General features: G+C 73.1%; 9 protein-coding genes. 3 read left to right on the top strand and 6 right to left on the bottom strand.

Going from position 1 to position 14,610, the window contains the following annotated elements:
- Positions 1–76 precede the first annotated feature (76 nt).
- The 3 genes from ACTMTF_RS29550 to ACTMTF_RS29560 are packed head-to-tail and all read left to right on the top strand — an operon-like array spanning position 77 to position 9,804.
- Entirely contained in the window at positions 77–4,795 is a 4,719-nt protein-coding gene (locus tag ACTMTF_RS29550; RefSeq protein ID WP_441113599.1) for an SDR family NAD(P)-dependent oxidoreductase, read from the top strand.
- Positions 4,792–8,643: an SDR family NAD(P)-dependent oxidoreductase gene (locus ACTMTF_RS29555; protein ID WP_441113600.1), complete on the top strand. Its 3,852-nt coding sequence runs from the start codon at positions 4,792–4,794 to the stop codon at positions 8,641–8,643. Before ACTMTF_RS29550 ends, ACTMTF_RS29555 begins: the two co-directional genes overlap by 4 nt.
- Before the next feature lie 3 nt (positions 8,644–8,646).
- Positions 8,647–9,804, top strand: a complete 1,158-nt coding sequence (locus ACTMTF_RS29560; protein ID WP_441113601.1) for an acyl-CoA dehydrogenase family protein — start codon at positions 8,647–8,649, stop codon at positions 9,802–9,804.
- On the opposite strand, the gene ACTMTF_RS29565 is transcribed toward ACTMTF_RS29560, so the two are convergent.
- Genes ACTMTF_RS29565 through ACTMTF_RS29590 form a run of 6 tightly spaced genes read right to left on the bottom strand, consistent with a single transcriptional unit; the run spans position 9,767 to position 14,610 of the window.
- Positions 9,767–10,444, bottom strand: a complete 678-nt coding sequence (locus ACTMTF_RS29565) for a 4'-phosphopantetheinyl transferase family protein (RefSeq protein ID WP_441113602.1) — start codon at positions 10,442–10,444, stop codon at positions 9,767–9,769. The genes ACTMTF_RS29560 and ACTMTF_RS29565 overlap by 38 nt on opposite strands.
- Positions 10,435–11,229 (bottom strand): thioesterase II family protein, encoded by a 795-nt coding sequence (locus tag ACTMTF_RS29570; RefSeq protein WP_441113603.1) that lies wholly within the window; start codon positions 11,227–11,229, stop codon positions 10,435–10,437. Before ACTMTF_RS29570 ends, ACTMTF_RS29565 begins: the two co-directional genes overlap by 10 nt.
- 9 nt (positions 11,230–11,238) lie before the next feature.
- Positions 11,239–12,318, bottom strand: coding sequence for an HAD-IIIC family phosphatase (locus tag ACTMTF_RS29575; protein ID WP_397003655.1), 1,080 nt, complete (start codon positions 12,316–12,318; stop codon positions 11,239–11,241).
- Positions 12,315–13,484, bottom strand: coding sequence for an acyl-CoA dehydrogenase family protein (locus ACTMTF_RS29580; RefSeq protein ID WP_441113604.1), 1,170 nt, complete (start codon positions 13,482–13,484; stop codon positions 12,315–12,317). The genes ACTMTF_RS29575 and ACTMTF_RS29580 overlap by 4 nt, the downstream gene beginning before the upstream one ends.
- On the bottom strand, positions 13,481–13,735 hold the full coding sequence (locus ACTMTF_RS29585; protein WP_397003659.1) for an acyl carrier protein: 255 nt from the start codon (positions 13,733–13,735) through the stop codon (positions 13,481–13,483). The genes ACTMTF_RS29580 and ACTMTF_RS29585 overlap by 4 nt, the downstream gene beginning before the upstream one ends.
- Positions 13,736–13,761: 26 nt before the next feature.
- Positions 13,762–14,610, bottom strand: coding sequence for a 3-hydroxyacyl-CoA dehydrogenase family protein (locus ACTMTF_RS29590; RefSeq protein WP_397003661.1), 849 nt, complete (start codon positions 14,608–14,610; stop codon positions 13,762–13,764).

Genomic DNA, 14,610 nt, shown 5'->3' on the forward strand with positions numbered 1-14,610 from the left:
GGCGGGGCAAGCGCGGAGCAGTCCTGGAGCAGGCGCGGAGTAAGCAATGGCGACTTCAGTGAAGAGGGGCACGTCGATGGATGAGCAGCGACCACCGGGCGCGGAAGAGGTGGCGATCATCGGGATGGCCGGTCGCTTCCCCGGCGCGGCCGATGTCGAGACGTTCTGGCGCAACATCAGCACCGGTGTGGAGTCCTTCACGCGGTTCTCCGACGAGGAGCTGACCGCCGCCGGGGTCGACCCGGCGACCTTCCAGCAGCCCAACTACGTACGGTCCCGGCCGATCCTCGACGACATCCGGGGCTTCGACGCCGGGTTCTTCGGCTACAACCCGCGCGAGGCGACGCTGGCCGACCCCCAGCAGCGCATCTTCCTGGAGTGTGTGTGGGAGGCGCTGGAGTCGGCCGGGTACGCCGCCTCCACGGGCCGCGGCGACGTCGGCGTGTTCGCCGGCATGAACATCAGCGGCTACCTGCTGACCCGCCTGCGGGCCTTCACCATGGGCATCGACACCTCCGCCCTGATGATCGGCAACGACAAGGACTCGCTGGCCACGAACGTCTCCTTCCGGCTGGACCTCGGCGGGCCGAGCGTCACCGTGCAGACGTTCTGCTCCACGTCCCTGGTGGCGGTGCACCTGGCGAGCGAGAGCCTGCGCCGCGGCGAGTGCGACATGGCGCTGGCCGGCGGCGTGTCCGTGCGCATCCCGGACCGCACCGGCTACCTGTGGGAGGAGGGCGGGCAGGAGTCCCCCGACGGGCATGTGCGGACCTTCGACGCCCAGGGCCGGGGCAGCATGTTCGGCGACGGCGCGGCCGTCGTCGTGCTCAAGCGCCTGTCCGACGCGGTGGCCGACCGCGACACCGTGCTCGCCGTGATCCGCGCCTCGGCCATCAACAACGACGGCGCGATGAAGTTCAGCTACCTGGCGCCCAGCATCGACGGCCAGCGCCGCTGCGTCTCCGCCGCCCTCGCCAAGGCGGGCGTGGATCCGTCGGAGATCTCGTACGTCGAGGCGCACGGCACCGCCACCGAGGTCGGCGACCCCATGGAGGTGGCGGCGCTGAGCCGGGCCTTCGGCGCGACCAAGGACAAGCAGTACTGCGTGCTCGGCTCGATCAAGCCCAACGTCGGCCACCTCGACCGGGCCTCCGGCGTGACCGGCCTGATCAAGGTGGTCCAGTCGCTGCGGCACGAGCTCATCCCGGGGACCCTGCACTACAACACGCCCAACCCCGAGATCGACTTCGCCGGCAGCCCGTTCCGGGTCACCGCCGAGACCACCCCCTGGCGATCGGACCCCGACCGGCCGCGCATCGCCGGCATCAGCTCGCTCGGCATGGGCGGCACCAACGCGCACGCCATCGTCACCGAGGCGCCCCGGCCCGCCGAGCGCCGCGCCCGCTCGCGCCGCCTGCAGATCCTGCCGGTTTCGGCCCGCTCCGCGGCCGCCGCCGACCAGGCCTGCGCCAGGCTCGCCAGACGGCTGGCCGACTCCTCCGACGACCTCGGCGACGTGGCCTTCACGCTGCAGGCCGGGCGCAAGGTCTTCAACCACCGCCGGTTCGTGGTGGCCGACTCCACCGGCGAGGCCGCGGCCCGGCTCGCCGACCCGGCGGGGCCGCTGGGGCGCAACGACGCGACGACGGGCCGGAAGGTGGGCTTCCTGATCGCCGGGGTGGGCGAGCAGTATCCCGGCATGGTGGCCTCCCTGTACGCGTCGGAGCCGGGCTTCCGCGCCGACGTGGACGAGTGCCTGACCGTGCTCGGCCTCACCGAGGCCGCCCAGCTGTCCGACGTGTTCGTGCCCGTGGAGCGCGCCCAGGCCCCGGCGGGTGACCTGGCCGGGTTGCTCGGCCGGGCCGCGCCCGCCGCGCCCGCGTCGGCGACCGACGCCCACCTGGTCCAGCCGGCCATCTTCGTGGCGGAGTACGCGCTGGCCCGCCAGCTCGTCCGCTGGGGCGTGCAGCCGGAGATCATGATCGGCTACAGCCTCGGCGAGTACGTCGCCGCGTGCCTGGCCGGCGTGCTGTCCCTGCCCGACGCGCTGCGGCTGGTCGCCTACCGCGCCAAGCTGATCACCTCACAGCCCGAGGGCGCGATGATCGCGATCTCCGCCGACGAGCGCCGGCTGCGCGTGGTGCTGGGCGAGCCGATCACACGCGACCTCGACGTCGCCGTACGCACCGGCTCGCAGGTGGTGCTCGCGGGCCCCACCGAGATCGTGGAGGCGGCGGCCGCGCTGCTGCTGGAGGCGCGGATCGGCCACCGCAGGCTGGAGACCACGCACGCCTTCCACTCCCGGATGCTGACGGCCGTCGCCGAGGAGCTGACCACCTGGATCAAGGACAACGTCACGCTGCGCCCGCCCGAGCTGCCCTACCTCAGCAACGTCACCGGCGAGCTCGCCACCGCCGAGCTGGTCGGCGACCCCGGCTACTGGGCCAGGCACATGTGCGAGACGGTCGAGTTCGGCGCCGGGCTGGGCCACGTGCTCGGCATCGCTGACCTGGCCCTGGCCGAGATCGGCCCCGGGCAGTCGCTCGGCGCGCTGACCCGCGGCCACCCCGGCTGCGACCGCGCCCAGTGGCCGCTGATCGTGACCACCCTCCCGGCCGCCAACGACCCGCAGGACGCCGACACCGCGCTGGCCACCGCCGTCGGCAAGCTCTGGCTGACCGGCGTGCCGATCGACTGGACGGCGCTGCACGACGACCCGGGCTGGACGCCGGGCCGCGTGCCGCTGCCGACCTACCCGTTCGAGCACCAGGAATACTGGCTGGAGATCGACGAGAGCGCCCTGGGCTCCGGGACACCGGCGTTCGACGAGAGCGACCCGACGAGCATCGCCAAGGCCTACCCCCGGCTGCCCGACACCCGCTGGATCCACCTGCCGACCTGGCGGCAGACCACCCTCCGGCCGGCCCGCGCCGACGAGGCCACCCGCTGGCTGGTCTACACCGACGCCGGGTTCGCCGACACGCTGGCCGCGCCGCTGCTGACCCACCTGGCGGCCGCCGGCCACGAGGTCGTGCTGGTCCGGCCCGGCGAGGGCTTTGAGAGCGGCCCCGGCGGCTTCCGGCTGCGGCCGGGCTCACCGGACGACACCCTGGCGGCGCTGCGCGAACTGGCGGGCCGCGACTGGTTCCCCGAGCGGGTCGTGCACCTGTGGACGGCGGACGACGCGCCGCCGCGCCCGGAGGACCCGCCGACCGAGGAGTGCCTGCGGCGCGGCCTGCACGCCCTGGTGGCGCTGGCCCGCGCCGCCGGCGACCTCGGCCTGCCCGGCTGGACGCTGGACATCGTCACCGCCGGCAGCCACCGGGTGCACCCCGGCGAGGCGGTGCACGCCGAGCGCGGCACCCTGCTCGGCCCCGCCCGGCTGATCCCGGTGGAGTACCCGAAGGTCAGGACCCGGCTGATCGACCTCGACACGCGAGCCGGCGGCGCCCCCTCGGCGCTGCTGGCCGAGCTGCGCGCCGAGCCCGAGGACCAGGTCGTCGCGCTGCGCGGCGGCCACCGCTGGATCCCCGACTACGAGGCGCTGGACGCCTCGGTGATCGAGGCGGCACCCCCCGCCGCGAGCGTCCGGCAGGGCGGCGTGTACCTGGTGACCGGCGGTCTCGGCGGCATCGGCCTGGCCATGGCCGAGCGGCTGGCCGAGCACTACCGGGCCCGCCTGGTGCTGCTGGGCCGTACGCCGGTCCCGCCGCGCGACCAGTGGGACCAGATCCTGAACTCGGAGACCGCCGTGGGCGAGGTGCGCAGGCGGCTGGAGGGCCTGCGCCGCCTGGAGGCGGCCGGCATCGAGGTGCTGACCGTCGCCGGCGACGTCTCCCGCGCCGAGGACGTACGCCGCGCGGTCGACGCCGCGGTCGAGCGGTTCGGCGAGCTGAACGGCGTGCTGCACTGCGCCGGAGTGCCCGCAGTCGGCCTGATGCAGTTCAAGACCGTCGCCGACATGGACCGGGTGCTGGCCCCCAAGGTCGGCGGCACCCTCGCCCTCGCGGAAGTGCTGCGCGACGTGCCGGTGGACTTCCTGGCGCTGTTCTCCTCCACCACCTCGGCGACGGGCGGCGGCGCGGGCCAGGTCGACTACTGCGCCGCGAACGCCTTCCTGGACAGCTTCGCGCTGGCCGACGCGCTGCCCGGCGTGGCCGTCACCTCCATCGACTGGTGCGAGTGGACCTACAACGGGTGGACCGACGGCCTGGACAACTACGACGAGGGCTCCAAGCAGTACTTCGAGTGGTACCGCGAGAACTTCGGCCTCACCTTCGACCAGGGCTGGCAGACGCTGCTGCGGGTGCTGGCCAGCGGCGAGCGGCACGTGGTGGCCTCCACCCAGGACTTCGCCCCCATGGTGGCGATGAGCCGCAAGTCCTCCATCGAGAGCCACCAGGCGACGGTGAAGAAGCTCCGCGACGCGTTCGGACGGCACCCGAGGCCGGACCTGTCGACCGCGTACGTCGAGCCGCAGTCGCCCGCCGAGGAGGCCATCGCCGGCGTCTGGTCCGAGGCGCTCGGCCTGGAACAGGTCGGCGTGCACGACAACTTCTTCGAGCTCGGCGGCAACTCACTGCTCGGCATGGAGATCATCGCCGAGGTCCGGCGGGCGCTGGAGTTGCCGTACCTGCCCCCGCACATCCTCTACCAGGCGCCCACGATCGCCTCGCTCGCCGAGGCGGCCCGCGCGGGCCAGGAGGCGGGCGAGGAGCCGGCCGAGGCGCGCGAACAGCAGCGATCCCGCATCGCCCAGCGACGCAACATGCTCAAGAGCGGAAGGACGTCATGACTGAAACCGACTACGACTCGGCGGTCGCGCTGATCGGGATGTCCGGACGCTTCCCCGGCGCCGGCAGCGTCGCGGATCTGTGGCGCAACCTGCTGGCCGGGGTCAGGGGCCTGCGTACGATCACCGACGAGGAGCTCCGCGAGGCCGGCGTCGACCCGGGGACCATGGCGGACCCGCGGTACGTCCGCGTCGGCGGGCCGCTGGACGGCCTGGACACCTTCGACGCCGCCGTCTTCGGGGTCAACCCGCGCGAGGCGGAGATGATGGACCCGCAGCACCGGCTGTTCCTGGAATGCTCGTGGGAGGCCCTGGAGGGCGCCGGCTACTGCCCGACGGACGTGCCGGGCCAGGTCGCGGTGTTCGGCGGCTGCGGCTTCCCCGACTACATCGTGCGGAACATCCGGCACCTCACCGCCCAGCCGGGCGGGGCGCTGCTGGCGGCGATCGGCAACGAGCGCGACTCGCTGGCCTCGCTGGTCTCCTACAAACTGGGCCTGCGCGGGCCTGCCGTGTCGGTGCAGACGTTCTGCTCCACCTCGCTGGTGTCGGTGCACCTGGCCTGCCAGAGCCTGCTGACCTACGAGTGCGACATAGCGGTGGCGGGCGGCGCGTTCACGCCGCTCCCCCAGCCGTCCGGCTACCTGTACGAACAGGGCGGCATCCTGTCGCCCGACGGGGTGGTCCGCAGCTTCGACGCCGAGGCGGGCGGCACCGTGATGGGCAGCGGCGCGGGCGCGGTCGCGCTCAAGCGGATGTCCGACGCGCTCGCCGACGGCGACGTCATCCACGCGGTGATCCTCGGCTCGGCGTCCAACAACGATGGCCGGCTGCGCGCGGGCTACACCGCGCCCGGTGTGGACGGCCAGGCCGAGGTGATCGACTCGGCGCTCGGCGTGGCCGGGGTCAAGCCGGAGACCGTCGGTTACGTCGAGTGTCACGCCACGGGCACCATGCTGGGCGACTCCATCGAGCTGGCGGCGATGAACCGGGTGTTCACCCAGGCTCGCGACACTCCGTGCGTGCTCGGGTCGGTCAAGCCGAGCCTGGGTCACCTCGACCGCGCCTCCGGCGTCACCGGGCTGATGCGGGCGGCGCTCAACCTCAAGCACGAGGTGCTGCCCGGCACGCCCGGCTACCAGACACCGAACCCGGCGCTGGCCACCGCGCACGACCGGTTCACCGTCCTGCGGGAGGACCGGGCCTGGCCCGCGGGCCCGCATCCGCGCCGCGCCGGGGTCAGCTCGTTCGGCCTCGGCGGCACCAACGCGCACGTCGTGCTGGAGCAGGCCCCGCCGAGGCCGGCCCGCCCGGCGCGGCCCGGCCCGCACCTGCTGGTGTTCTCCGCGGCCGACGACCGGGCGCTGACGGCGCTCACCGAGCGGCTCCGCACCCATCTGGGAGATGCGGACGGCGCCGAGGACTTCGCGGACGTGGCGTTCACGCTGCAGGTCTCCCGCAGCGGCTTCGCGCTGCGGCGGGCGGTGGTGTGCCGGGACCGCGAGGACGCCATCGCCGCGCTCGGCGACTCCTCGCGCTGGATCGACGGCAAGACCCAGCGGCGCAACCCCAAGGTACGGCTGGCCGTACCGGACTCCGGCGTGCCCGACGGGTGGTGGGCCGAGCTGCACGCGGCCGTCAACGCCGTACTGCGCCCGGGTTCGCACGCGCCTGTCGACGCCGTCCTCCGCCCGGGCTCGCACGCGGCCGTCGACGCCGTACAGGACGCGGCCGGGCGTGCGGAGGCGCTCACCGCGCTGGCCGACGGACTGCGCGGGATCGGCGTGACCGTCACCGGCGAGGAGGACGGCGCCGAGACGGTCACCGTCGCGCCGGAGGAGGGCGCCGGCGCCGCCGAGTGGCTGCTCGCCACCGTGGCGCGGCTCTGGCAGGCCGGCAGCGCGATCGACTGGGCGCTGCTGCACGGCGGCGCGGGACGCCGGGTGGAGCTGCCGACCTACCCGTTCCAGCGGCGCAGGTACTGGGTCAATCCGCCGGAGGACCAGGCGCAGCCGCAGCTGGGCGCCGGCAAGACCTTCGACCGGGCGCAGTGGACGTACCTGCCGGGCTGGCGGCAGCGCCCGCTGACCGTCACCGGCCTGGACGAGCGGCTGCGCGAGGCCGGGCCGTGGCTGGTGTTCGCCGCCGAGCCGCGCGCCGAGAAGCTGGTCGAGCGGCTGGTCGAGGCCGGGGCCGAGGTGACGGCCGTGCGTCCCGGCGACCGCTTCGAGCAGGACGACGCCGGTGACTACACGGTCCGGGTCGGCACCGCCGATGACATCGCCGAGGTGATGTTCTCCCTGGTGGCGGCGCCGCGCGCGATCGTGCACGGCTTCAGCCTGGCCGCCGCCGAGGCGGGCCCCGGCGCGGACCCGGTGGCGCACTTCGCCGCCGAGCAGCGGCGCGGCTTCTACTCGGTGCTGGCGCTGGCCAGGGAGCTGATCGACAACACCGGCTCGGCCCCCCGCGCCGAGCTGGTCCTGCTCACCCCCGAGGCGGTGAGCGTGGCCGGGGCCGACCTGCGCCACCCCGAGCACGCCACGCTCGGGACGCTCGCGCCGAGCCTGGCCCAGGAGAACCCGCGGCTGCGCTGCCGCGCCATCGACGTGGACGACGAGGCCGACGCCGCCCGCATCCTGGCGGCGGCCGTCTGCCCGTACGAGGGGCCGGTGGCGATCCGCGCCGACGAGACCTGGGTGCGGCACTACGAGCAGTACCCGATCGAGGCGCCGGCGCAGGAGGAGCGGCCGTTCCGCGACGGCGACACCGTGCTCATCACCGGCGGCCTCGGCGACGTCGGCCTGGTCCTGTCCCGGCACCTGGCCGGCGCGTACGGCTGCCGTCTGGTCCTCACCGCGCGCAGCGAGCTGCCGCCCCGGCAGGACTGGGACGGCTACCTCGCCGCCACGCCGCCCGGCGGGGAGCGGGCCGCCCGGCACATCCGCAACATCAGGGACCTGGAGGAGCGCGGCGCCACGGTGCTCGCCCTGTCCGCCGACGTGGCGGACGAGGACGCGATGCGGGCCGTGGTCGAGCAGGCGGTGGCCCGCTTCGGCGGCATCGACGTGGCGGTGCACGGCGCGGGCGTGCAGGACGGGGCGTACTTCAACTTCGCCCATCTCATGGACCGGCAGCAGTGCGAGGCGCACCTGGCCGCCAAGGTGACCGGGTTCCACGTGCTGCAGAAGGTGCTCGGCGGCCACTGCCCGGATCGCCGGATCACGCTGTCGTCGATCGCGGCCGTGCTCGGCGGGATGACGCTGGCGCCGTACGCGGCCGCCAACGCCGCGCTGGACGCCTACGTGCGGGTCGCCCGCGCGGCGGGCCGGGGCCGATGGGTCACCGTCGACTGGGACACCTGGAACATCGACCCCGACCGGGTCGAGGGGCACAGCGGCGCGGTCATCGACTTCGCGATGGCGCCCGCCGAGGGTGTGGACGTGTTCGAGCGGGCGCTGTCGGCCGCCGACCGGGTCGGGCACCTGGTGATCTCCACCGGCTCGCTGGACGGCCGGGTGGCGCAGTGGGTCACCGGCGACATCCACGAGGCCGGGGACGAGGCCGACGACCAGGAGCGGCACCCGCGTCCCGAGCTGAACAACCCCTACGTCGAGCCGCGCGAGGGCACCGAGGCCACGCTCGCCGCGATCTGGTCGCGGGTGCTCGCCATCGAGCCGATCGGCGCGCTGGACAACTTCTTCGAGCTGGGCGGGCACTCGCTGCTGGCGATCGAGCTGACCACCCGCATCCGCAAGGCGCTGAACGCCTCCGTGCCGGTCACCGGACTCCTGGAGTGCCCGACGGTGCGCCAGCTCGCCGAACTGCTCGACTCCCGCGACGAGGAGGGCTGAGCGATGAACCGTCCCGAGCATCTGCGGGCCCTGCAGGGTTTCGTCCGCCGCGAGCTGACCGGCAAGGACGCCTACCTGGACTCGCTGGCCGAGGCGCCGCTGCCGCTCTACGAGCGGTTCGCCGGCACCGGGCTGTCCGGCTGGTGGCTGCCCGAGGAGTACGGCGGGCTCGGCCTCGGTCTGGAGGCAAGCGTCCGCATCGTCTCCGAGCTGGCCTACGCCGACGCCGGTGTGGCCTTCACCCTGTTCATCCCGGTGCTCACCACGAGCATGGTCCAGTGGTACGGCGGCGAGGAGCTGCGCAAGGAGCACCTCGGCGGGCTGGCCGCCGGCGGGTTCGCCGCCACGCTGGGCAGCGAGCACGCCGCGGGCAGCGAACTGGCCAGGATCGGCACGACCGCGCGGCGCGAGGGCGACATGATCGTCCTGGACGGGCAGAAGGCGTTCTCCACCAACACCGGCTTCGCGAAGTTCCTCGTGGTGATCGCGCGCGCCGAGGACGACCCGTCGGGCTACCTGGCGGTGCTGGTGCCGGGCGACGCGCCCGGCGTCACGGTGGACAAGCGCTGGGACGTGATCGGGCTGCGCTCCTCGGCGACCTACCAGGTGTCGCTGTCCGGCGTCCGCGTCCCGGCCGGCAACGTGCTGCGCGGGAACGGGCTGCGCCTGCTGGAGATCGGGCTGAACGCCAGCCGGGTGCTGATCGCCACGACGGCGCTGGGCATCGCCCGCCGCATCCGGGACGTGTGCATGGAGTACGGCAAGTCCAAGTCGGTCAAGGGCGCGCCGCTGTCGGCGAACGCGGTCTTCGCCGGCCGGCTCGGCCAGTTCGAGATGCAGATCGAGGTCATGACGAACCAGTGCCTGGCCGCCGCGCGGGCCTACGACGCCATCGCGGCCCGGCCCGACGCGGGCGAGGAGTTCATGCGGGTGGGCACGCTGAAGTCCGCTCTCACCACGAAGATGTTCTGCGGCCAGACCGGCTGGCAGATCGCCTCGACGGCGTCGGAGATGTTCGGCGGCCTCGGCTACACCCACGAGGCGGTGATCGGCAAGCTGCTGCGCGACATGAGGTACGTGTCGATCGTGGAGGGCGGCGACGACGTGCTGCGCGACCTGGTCTTCAGCCGGTACGTGGTGCCGGTGTCGAAGCGGTCGTGACCAGCGCGGCGGCGTAGCCGGGGGCGACGTCCAGCCAGCGGACCGGGGCCCGGGAGCCGGGAAGGGAGCGGGAGACCGCGCTCCCTTCCCGGCTCTGTTCGCAGGTGGCGGCGGCCGGGCGTACCAGGACGTCGCGCAGACCGGCCAGCCCGGCCCCGCTCGCCTTGACGTACGCCTCCTTGGCCGTCCACAGCCGGAAGTACTCCCCCAGGCCCGCCTCGCGCACCCTCGCGGCCTCCTCGGGCTGGTACATCCGCCTGGCCATCTCCAGGTGGTCGAGGTCGGCGCGGACGCGTTCCACGTCGACGCCCACCCGTGTGCCCGGCGCGGCCACCGCGATCAGCGCCCACTCCCCCGAATGGGACAGGTTGAAGTCGGGCCGCGGCCGTCCCGCCGGGGGCAGCAGGCACGGGCGACCCGACTCCTCGGCGCCGAAGGCGAGCCGGGCGGCAGGCACGCCGCACAGCCGGCCGAGGACGTGGCGCAGGGCGGCGTGGGCGGCCACGTACCGGCGCCGGGCGAGGGGGTCCGCGAAGGCGGCGGCCTTGTCGCGTTCGGCGCCGGACAGGCAGTGCCACCGCCCCGGCCCCCCTGCCCGCTCCGGCCGGTCCAGGTGGACCCGCCACAGCCTCACGCCCATGGGCGCAGCGCCTCCGCCACGATCGCGCGGGTGCGGTCCGCCTGCTCGAACACCGCGAAGTGGCCGCCGTCGAACGGGTGCAGCGCGAACTCGCCCGCGGTCTGCTCCCGCCAGGCCGCCACCTTCTCCGGCGCCACCCGCGGGTCGGAGCCGCTGGGCAGCACCGAGATCGGCACGGCCAGCGGCGGCTCCGGCGTGTAGCCGTAGCTCTCCTTGACGGTGAAGTCGGCCTGCACGGCCGGCAGGATCATCTCCAGCGCCCCCGGGTCGGCCAGCAGCCACTCCGGCGTGCCGCCCAGGTCGCGCAGCAGCCCCACCACTTCCTTCCTGGACATCCCGCGCACCGGCGGCCCGTCCTCGTAGGTGACGTGCGGGGCGTCGGAGCCGGAGACGAACAGGTGCACCGGCTCCGGGCCGCCGCGCCGCCTGACCTCCCTGACCAGCTCGAAGGCCACGAGGCCGCCGAGGCTGTGCCCGTACAGGGCGTACCTGTGCCCGGCGGCGGACTGCGCCACGTCGGCGAGCACCGCGTCGGCCAGGTCGGAGACCAGCGGCTCCATCCGCAGGTAGGGCGGCTCCCGGTGCCGGCTCTCCCTGCCGGGGAGCTGCACCGGTTGCACCGCGACGCCCGGCAGTTTGCCCTGCCACAGCCGGAACGCCGACGCCGCGCCGCCCGCGTGCGGCAGGCAGTACAGCGGCAGCGCGCCCGGCTCGGCGCCGGTCAGGGCCCGGAACGGCAGCCATTGGGTCAGCAGGGCGTCGCTTGTCTCGTCGTAGACGGTCATCTCGGTCCCTTACTCGACGATCTCGAGTCTCACGTACGCCGGCGGGGGCTGCACGGCGGTCAGGTCGGCTTCCAGGACGACGTGCGCGCCCTCCCTGCTCGCCTCGTGGAACCCGGCGAAGGCGTACGTCACCTGCATCATGCGGTTGCGCCCGGTCTCCACGAAGTCCGCCCGGACGGTCGCGCCCGCCTCCACGGCCAGCCGCATGATGTGGTTGAGCAGCACCATGCCGACCCCGCGGGACATCACCCGGCACGACATCAGCATCATGCGCAGCCACCAGGCGTCCTCGCCCTTCTCCACCAGGGCCAGCCCGATCTTGCCGTAGCCGCCGAACCGGTCGGTGAGCGAGGCCACCAGGAGCAGGTGGTCCGGCGACTCCCGCAGCGCGTCCAACTCCTCGTAGGAGTACGTGCGCCCGGTGGAGTTGAGCTGATTGGTGCGGACGGTGAGTTCCTCGGCGCGCTGCAGGTCCTCCCTTCTGGCGGGGGAGATGGTGAAGGACATCTCCAGGCCGGCCAGGAACTCCTCGTTCGTGCCGACGAACTCGCCTTCCAGCTCCTCCCTGGCGATCTGGCTGCGGTACATCTCGCGCCGCAGCGCCGACTCGTCGGTGACGAAGCGCGGCCGGAACTCCGGCCGCGCCAGCGCCTCCTCCAGCTCCAGGATGTCCACGCAGGTCACCTCGGGGACGCCGTGGGCCACCTCGGCGCGCTCGAACTCCTGGTCGTCGACGAACGCGAAGGCGTCCAGGCCGAGGTTGAGCGCCTTGGCGATGTGCCGGATGGAGTCCGACTTGGGGTTCCAGTTGATCTGCGGGTGCAGGAACATCTCCTCCAGCCCGAGGGCGCGCAGCTTCTCCATGGCCGCGTCCCTGTCGTTCTTGCTGGCGATGGAGTGCAGGACGCCCTTGCGGTCCAGCTCGTGGATCCGCTCGACCACGGCGGGTCGTACGGTGACGTCGCCGTCCTCCAGGAGCACCCCGTTCCACAGGGTGTTGTCGAGGTCCCACACGATGCACTTGATCCGGCCCCGCTTCGGCTTCTCCGGGAGCGGGACGGCCGGGGTGGCCGAGGTTGTCACGGTCACGGCGTTCTCTCCCTTTCCGCCTGGCCGGCGATGGTGATCCGCTGGATCTCGTTGCTGCCTTCGATGATCTCCATCACCTTGGCGTCGCGGTACAGCCGGGCCACCGGGTAGTCCGGGCTGCACCCGTTGGCGCCGTGGATCTGCACGGCCTCGGCCGCGTGGCGGACGGCGGCCGTGGAGGCGAAGTACTTCGCGACCCAGGTGGCCATGAGCGTCGCCGACTCCCCGGCGTCCTTGAGCCGGCCGGCCTCGGCGACCAGCAGCCTCGCCGCCCGCGCGTCGGTGACCATGTCGGAGAGCTTCGCCTGGATCAGCGGCAGCTCGCGCAGCGCCGAGCCGCCCACCCTGCGGTGCGCGGCGTACGCGGAGGACGCCTCCAGGCAGGCCTGGAGGATGCCCAGCGAGCCGGCCGCCACGCTGTAGCGGCCGAGGTCGAGGGTGCCCGTGAGCACCATGCCGGCGGTGAACCCGCTCGGGCCGAGCAGCGCGTCGGGCCCGAGGACGACGTCGTCGAAGGAGATCTGCGCCAGCATGGAGGCGCGGGTGCCCAGCATGTCGTCGATGGGACGGACCCGGACGCCCGGCGCGTCCCTCGGCACGAGGAAGGCGCCGATGCTGGCGGCCGTGCGGGCGAACACCAGGAACAGGTCCGCCCGCTGGCCGCCCGTGGTCCACGTCTTGACCCCGTTGAGCACCCAGCCGCCGCCCGACTCGACGGCGGTCGTGGTGATCCCCGAGGTGTCGCTGCCGGCGCCGGGCTCGGACAGGCAGAAGGCGCCGAGCACCTGCCCGCTGCCGAGCACCGGCGTCCACCGCTCGCGCTGGGCCGGGGTGCCCCACCGCTGCACCGTCCACGACACCATCGTGTGGACGGTGAGCAGGCTGCGGAGGGAGGAGCAGCCGCGCCCCACCTCCTCGTGCACCTCCCCGAGCGTGACCATGTCCATCCCGGCGCCGCCCGAGCCGGGCGGCAGGAACGGCGCCCACAGGCCCGCCTCGGCGACCCGCCGCAGCAGGTCCTCCGGCACCCGGCCGACCCGGTCGTAGGCGTCGGCGTACGGCACGACGTGGGTGTCGACGAAGGCGCGGGCCGAGCCCCGATCGGTGACCCGATCCGTGCCCCGCTCCGCGGTTCGGATGGGGGGTGCCGGGTCGGTGAGGGTCACGCCACGGCCAGGTCGGCCGAGAGCCTCGCCACCAGGCTCGCCATCGAGTCGGCGGTGCGGAAGTTGTCGATCCGCAGCTCCTCGTTGGGGATGGTGACCTCGAACGTCTTCTCCACGAACATCACCAGCTCCATCGCGAACAGCGAGTTGACGAAGCCGAGGGCGAAGATGTCCTGCGACGCGTCGATCTCCGCCTGCGGATAGCGCTCGCGGACGAAGGTGAGAATCTGATCCCTTGCGGTGGTGGACATGGGCATTGCTCCGTTTCAGTTCGTCTTCAGTTCGAGTCGTAGGTGTAGAAGCCACGGCCGGTCTTACGGCCGTGCAGTCCGGCGTCGGTCATCTGCTTCAGCAGCGGGCACGGGCGGTACTTGCTGTCGGCGTAGTGCTCGTAGAGCACCTCCACGCTGTAGAGGATCGTGTCGACGCCGATCAGGTCGGCCGTCTCCAGCGGTCCCATCGGGTGGCCGAAGCAGCCGCGGAACACCTCGTCCACCGACGCGGCGTCCGCCACGCCCTCGTGCACGAGGAAGGCCGCCTCGTTGACGGTGAGCATCAGCACCCGGTTGGAGATGAAGCCGCACGAGTCCTTGACGTGCACGGCCTTCTTGCCCATGGCGTGCAGCAGGTCCTTGGTGCGCTCGACCGTCTCCGCTGAGGTGTGGAAGCCCGGGATCAGCTCGACGACCGGCTTGGCCGGCACCGGGTTCATGAAGTGCACGCCGACCACCTTGTCCGGGCGGCCGGTGACGGCGGCGACCTTGGTGATCGGGATGGCCGAGGTGTTGACGACGAAGACGGTGTCGGGGCCGCACTCGGCGTCGAGCGTCTCGTACACCTCCCGCTTGACGTCCCAGTTCTCGGTCACGTTCTCGATGACGATCTCGGCCTTGGCCGCGCCCGCCGCTCCGACGGCCGTGGTGATCCTGGACAGGATCTCGTCGGCGTCCAGGGCGGGACCGCCCATGAGGCGGCTCATCCGGCTGTTGCGCTCGATGGTCGCCAGCGCTGCGGTCAGCGTCTTCTCGTCCTTGTCGACCAGCACCACGTCGTGCCCGGTCGAGGCGAGGTTCTGGGCGACGCCGACTCCCATGACGCCGGCGCCGATCACCCCGATAACAGACAT

It is taken from the genome of Nonomuraea sp. ZG12 (assembly GCF_052068115.1).
Taxonomy (GTDB): Bacteria; Actinomycetota; Actinomycetes; order Streptosporangiales; family Streptosporangiaceae; genus Nonomuraea.

Bases quoted from the DNA above. Each gene is read 5' to 3' on its own strand.
- ACTMTF_RS29550 (WP_441113599.1), top strand. From the start codon at position 77: ATGGATGAGCAGCGACCACCGGGCGCGGAAGAGGTGGCGATCATCGGG.
- ACTMTF_RS29555 (WP_441113600.1), top strand. From the start codon at position 4,792: ATGACTGAAACCGACTACGACTCGGCGGTCGCGCTGATCGGGATGTCC.
- ACTMTF_RS29560 (WP_441113601.1), top strand. From the start codon at position 8,647: ATGAACCGTCCCGAGCATCTGCGGGCCCTGCAGGGTTTCGTCCGCCGC.
- ACTMTF_RS29565 (WP_441113602.1), bottom strand. From the start codon at position 10,444: ATGGGCGTGAGGCTGTGGCGGGTCCACCTGGACCGGCCGGAGCGGGCA.
- ACTMTF_RS29570 (WP_441113603.1), bottom strand. From the start codon at position 11,229: ATGACCGTCTACGACGAGACAAGCGACGCCCTGCTGACCCAATGGCTG.
- ACTMTF_RS29585 (WP_397003659.1), bottom strand. From the start codon at position 13,735: ATGTCCACCACCGCAAGGGATCAGATTCTCACCTTCGTCCGCGAGCGC.
- ACTMTF_RS29590 (WP_397003661.1), bottom strand. From the start codon at position 14,610: ATGTCTGTTATCGGGGTGATCGGCGCCGGCGTCATGGGAGTCGGCGTC.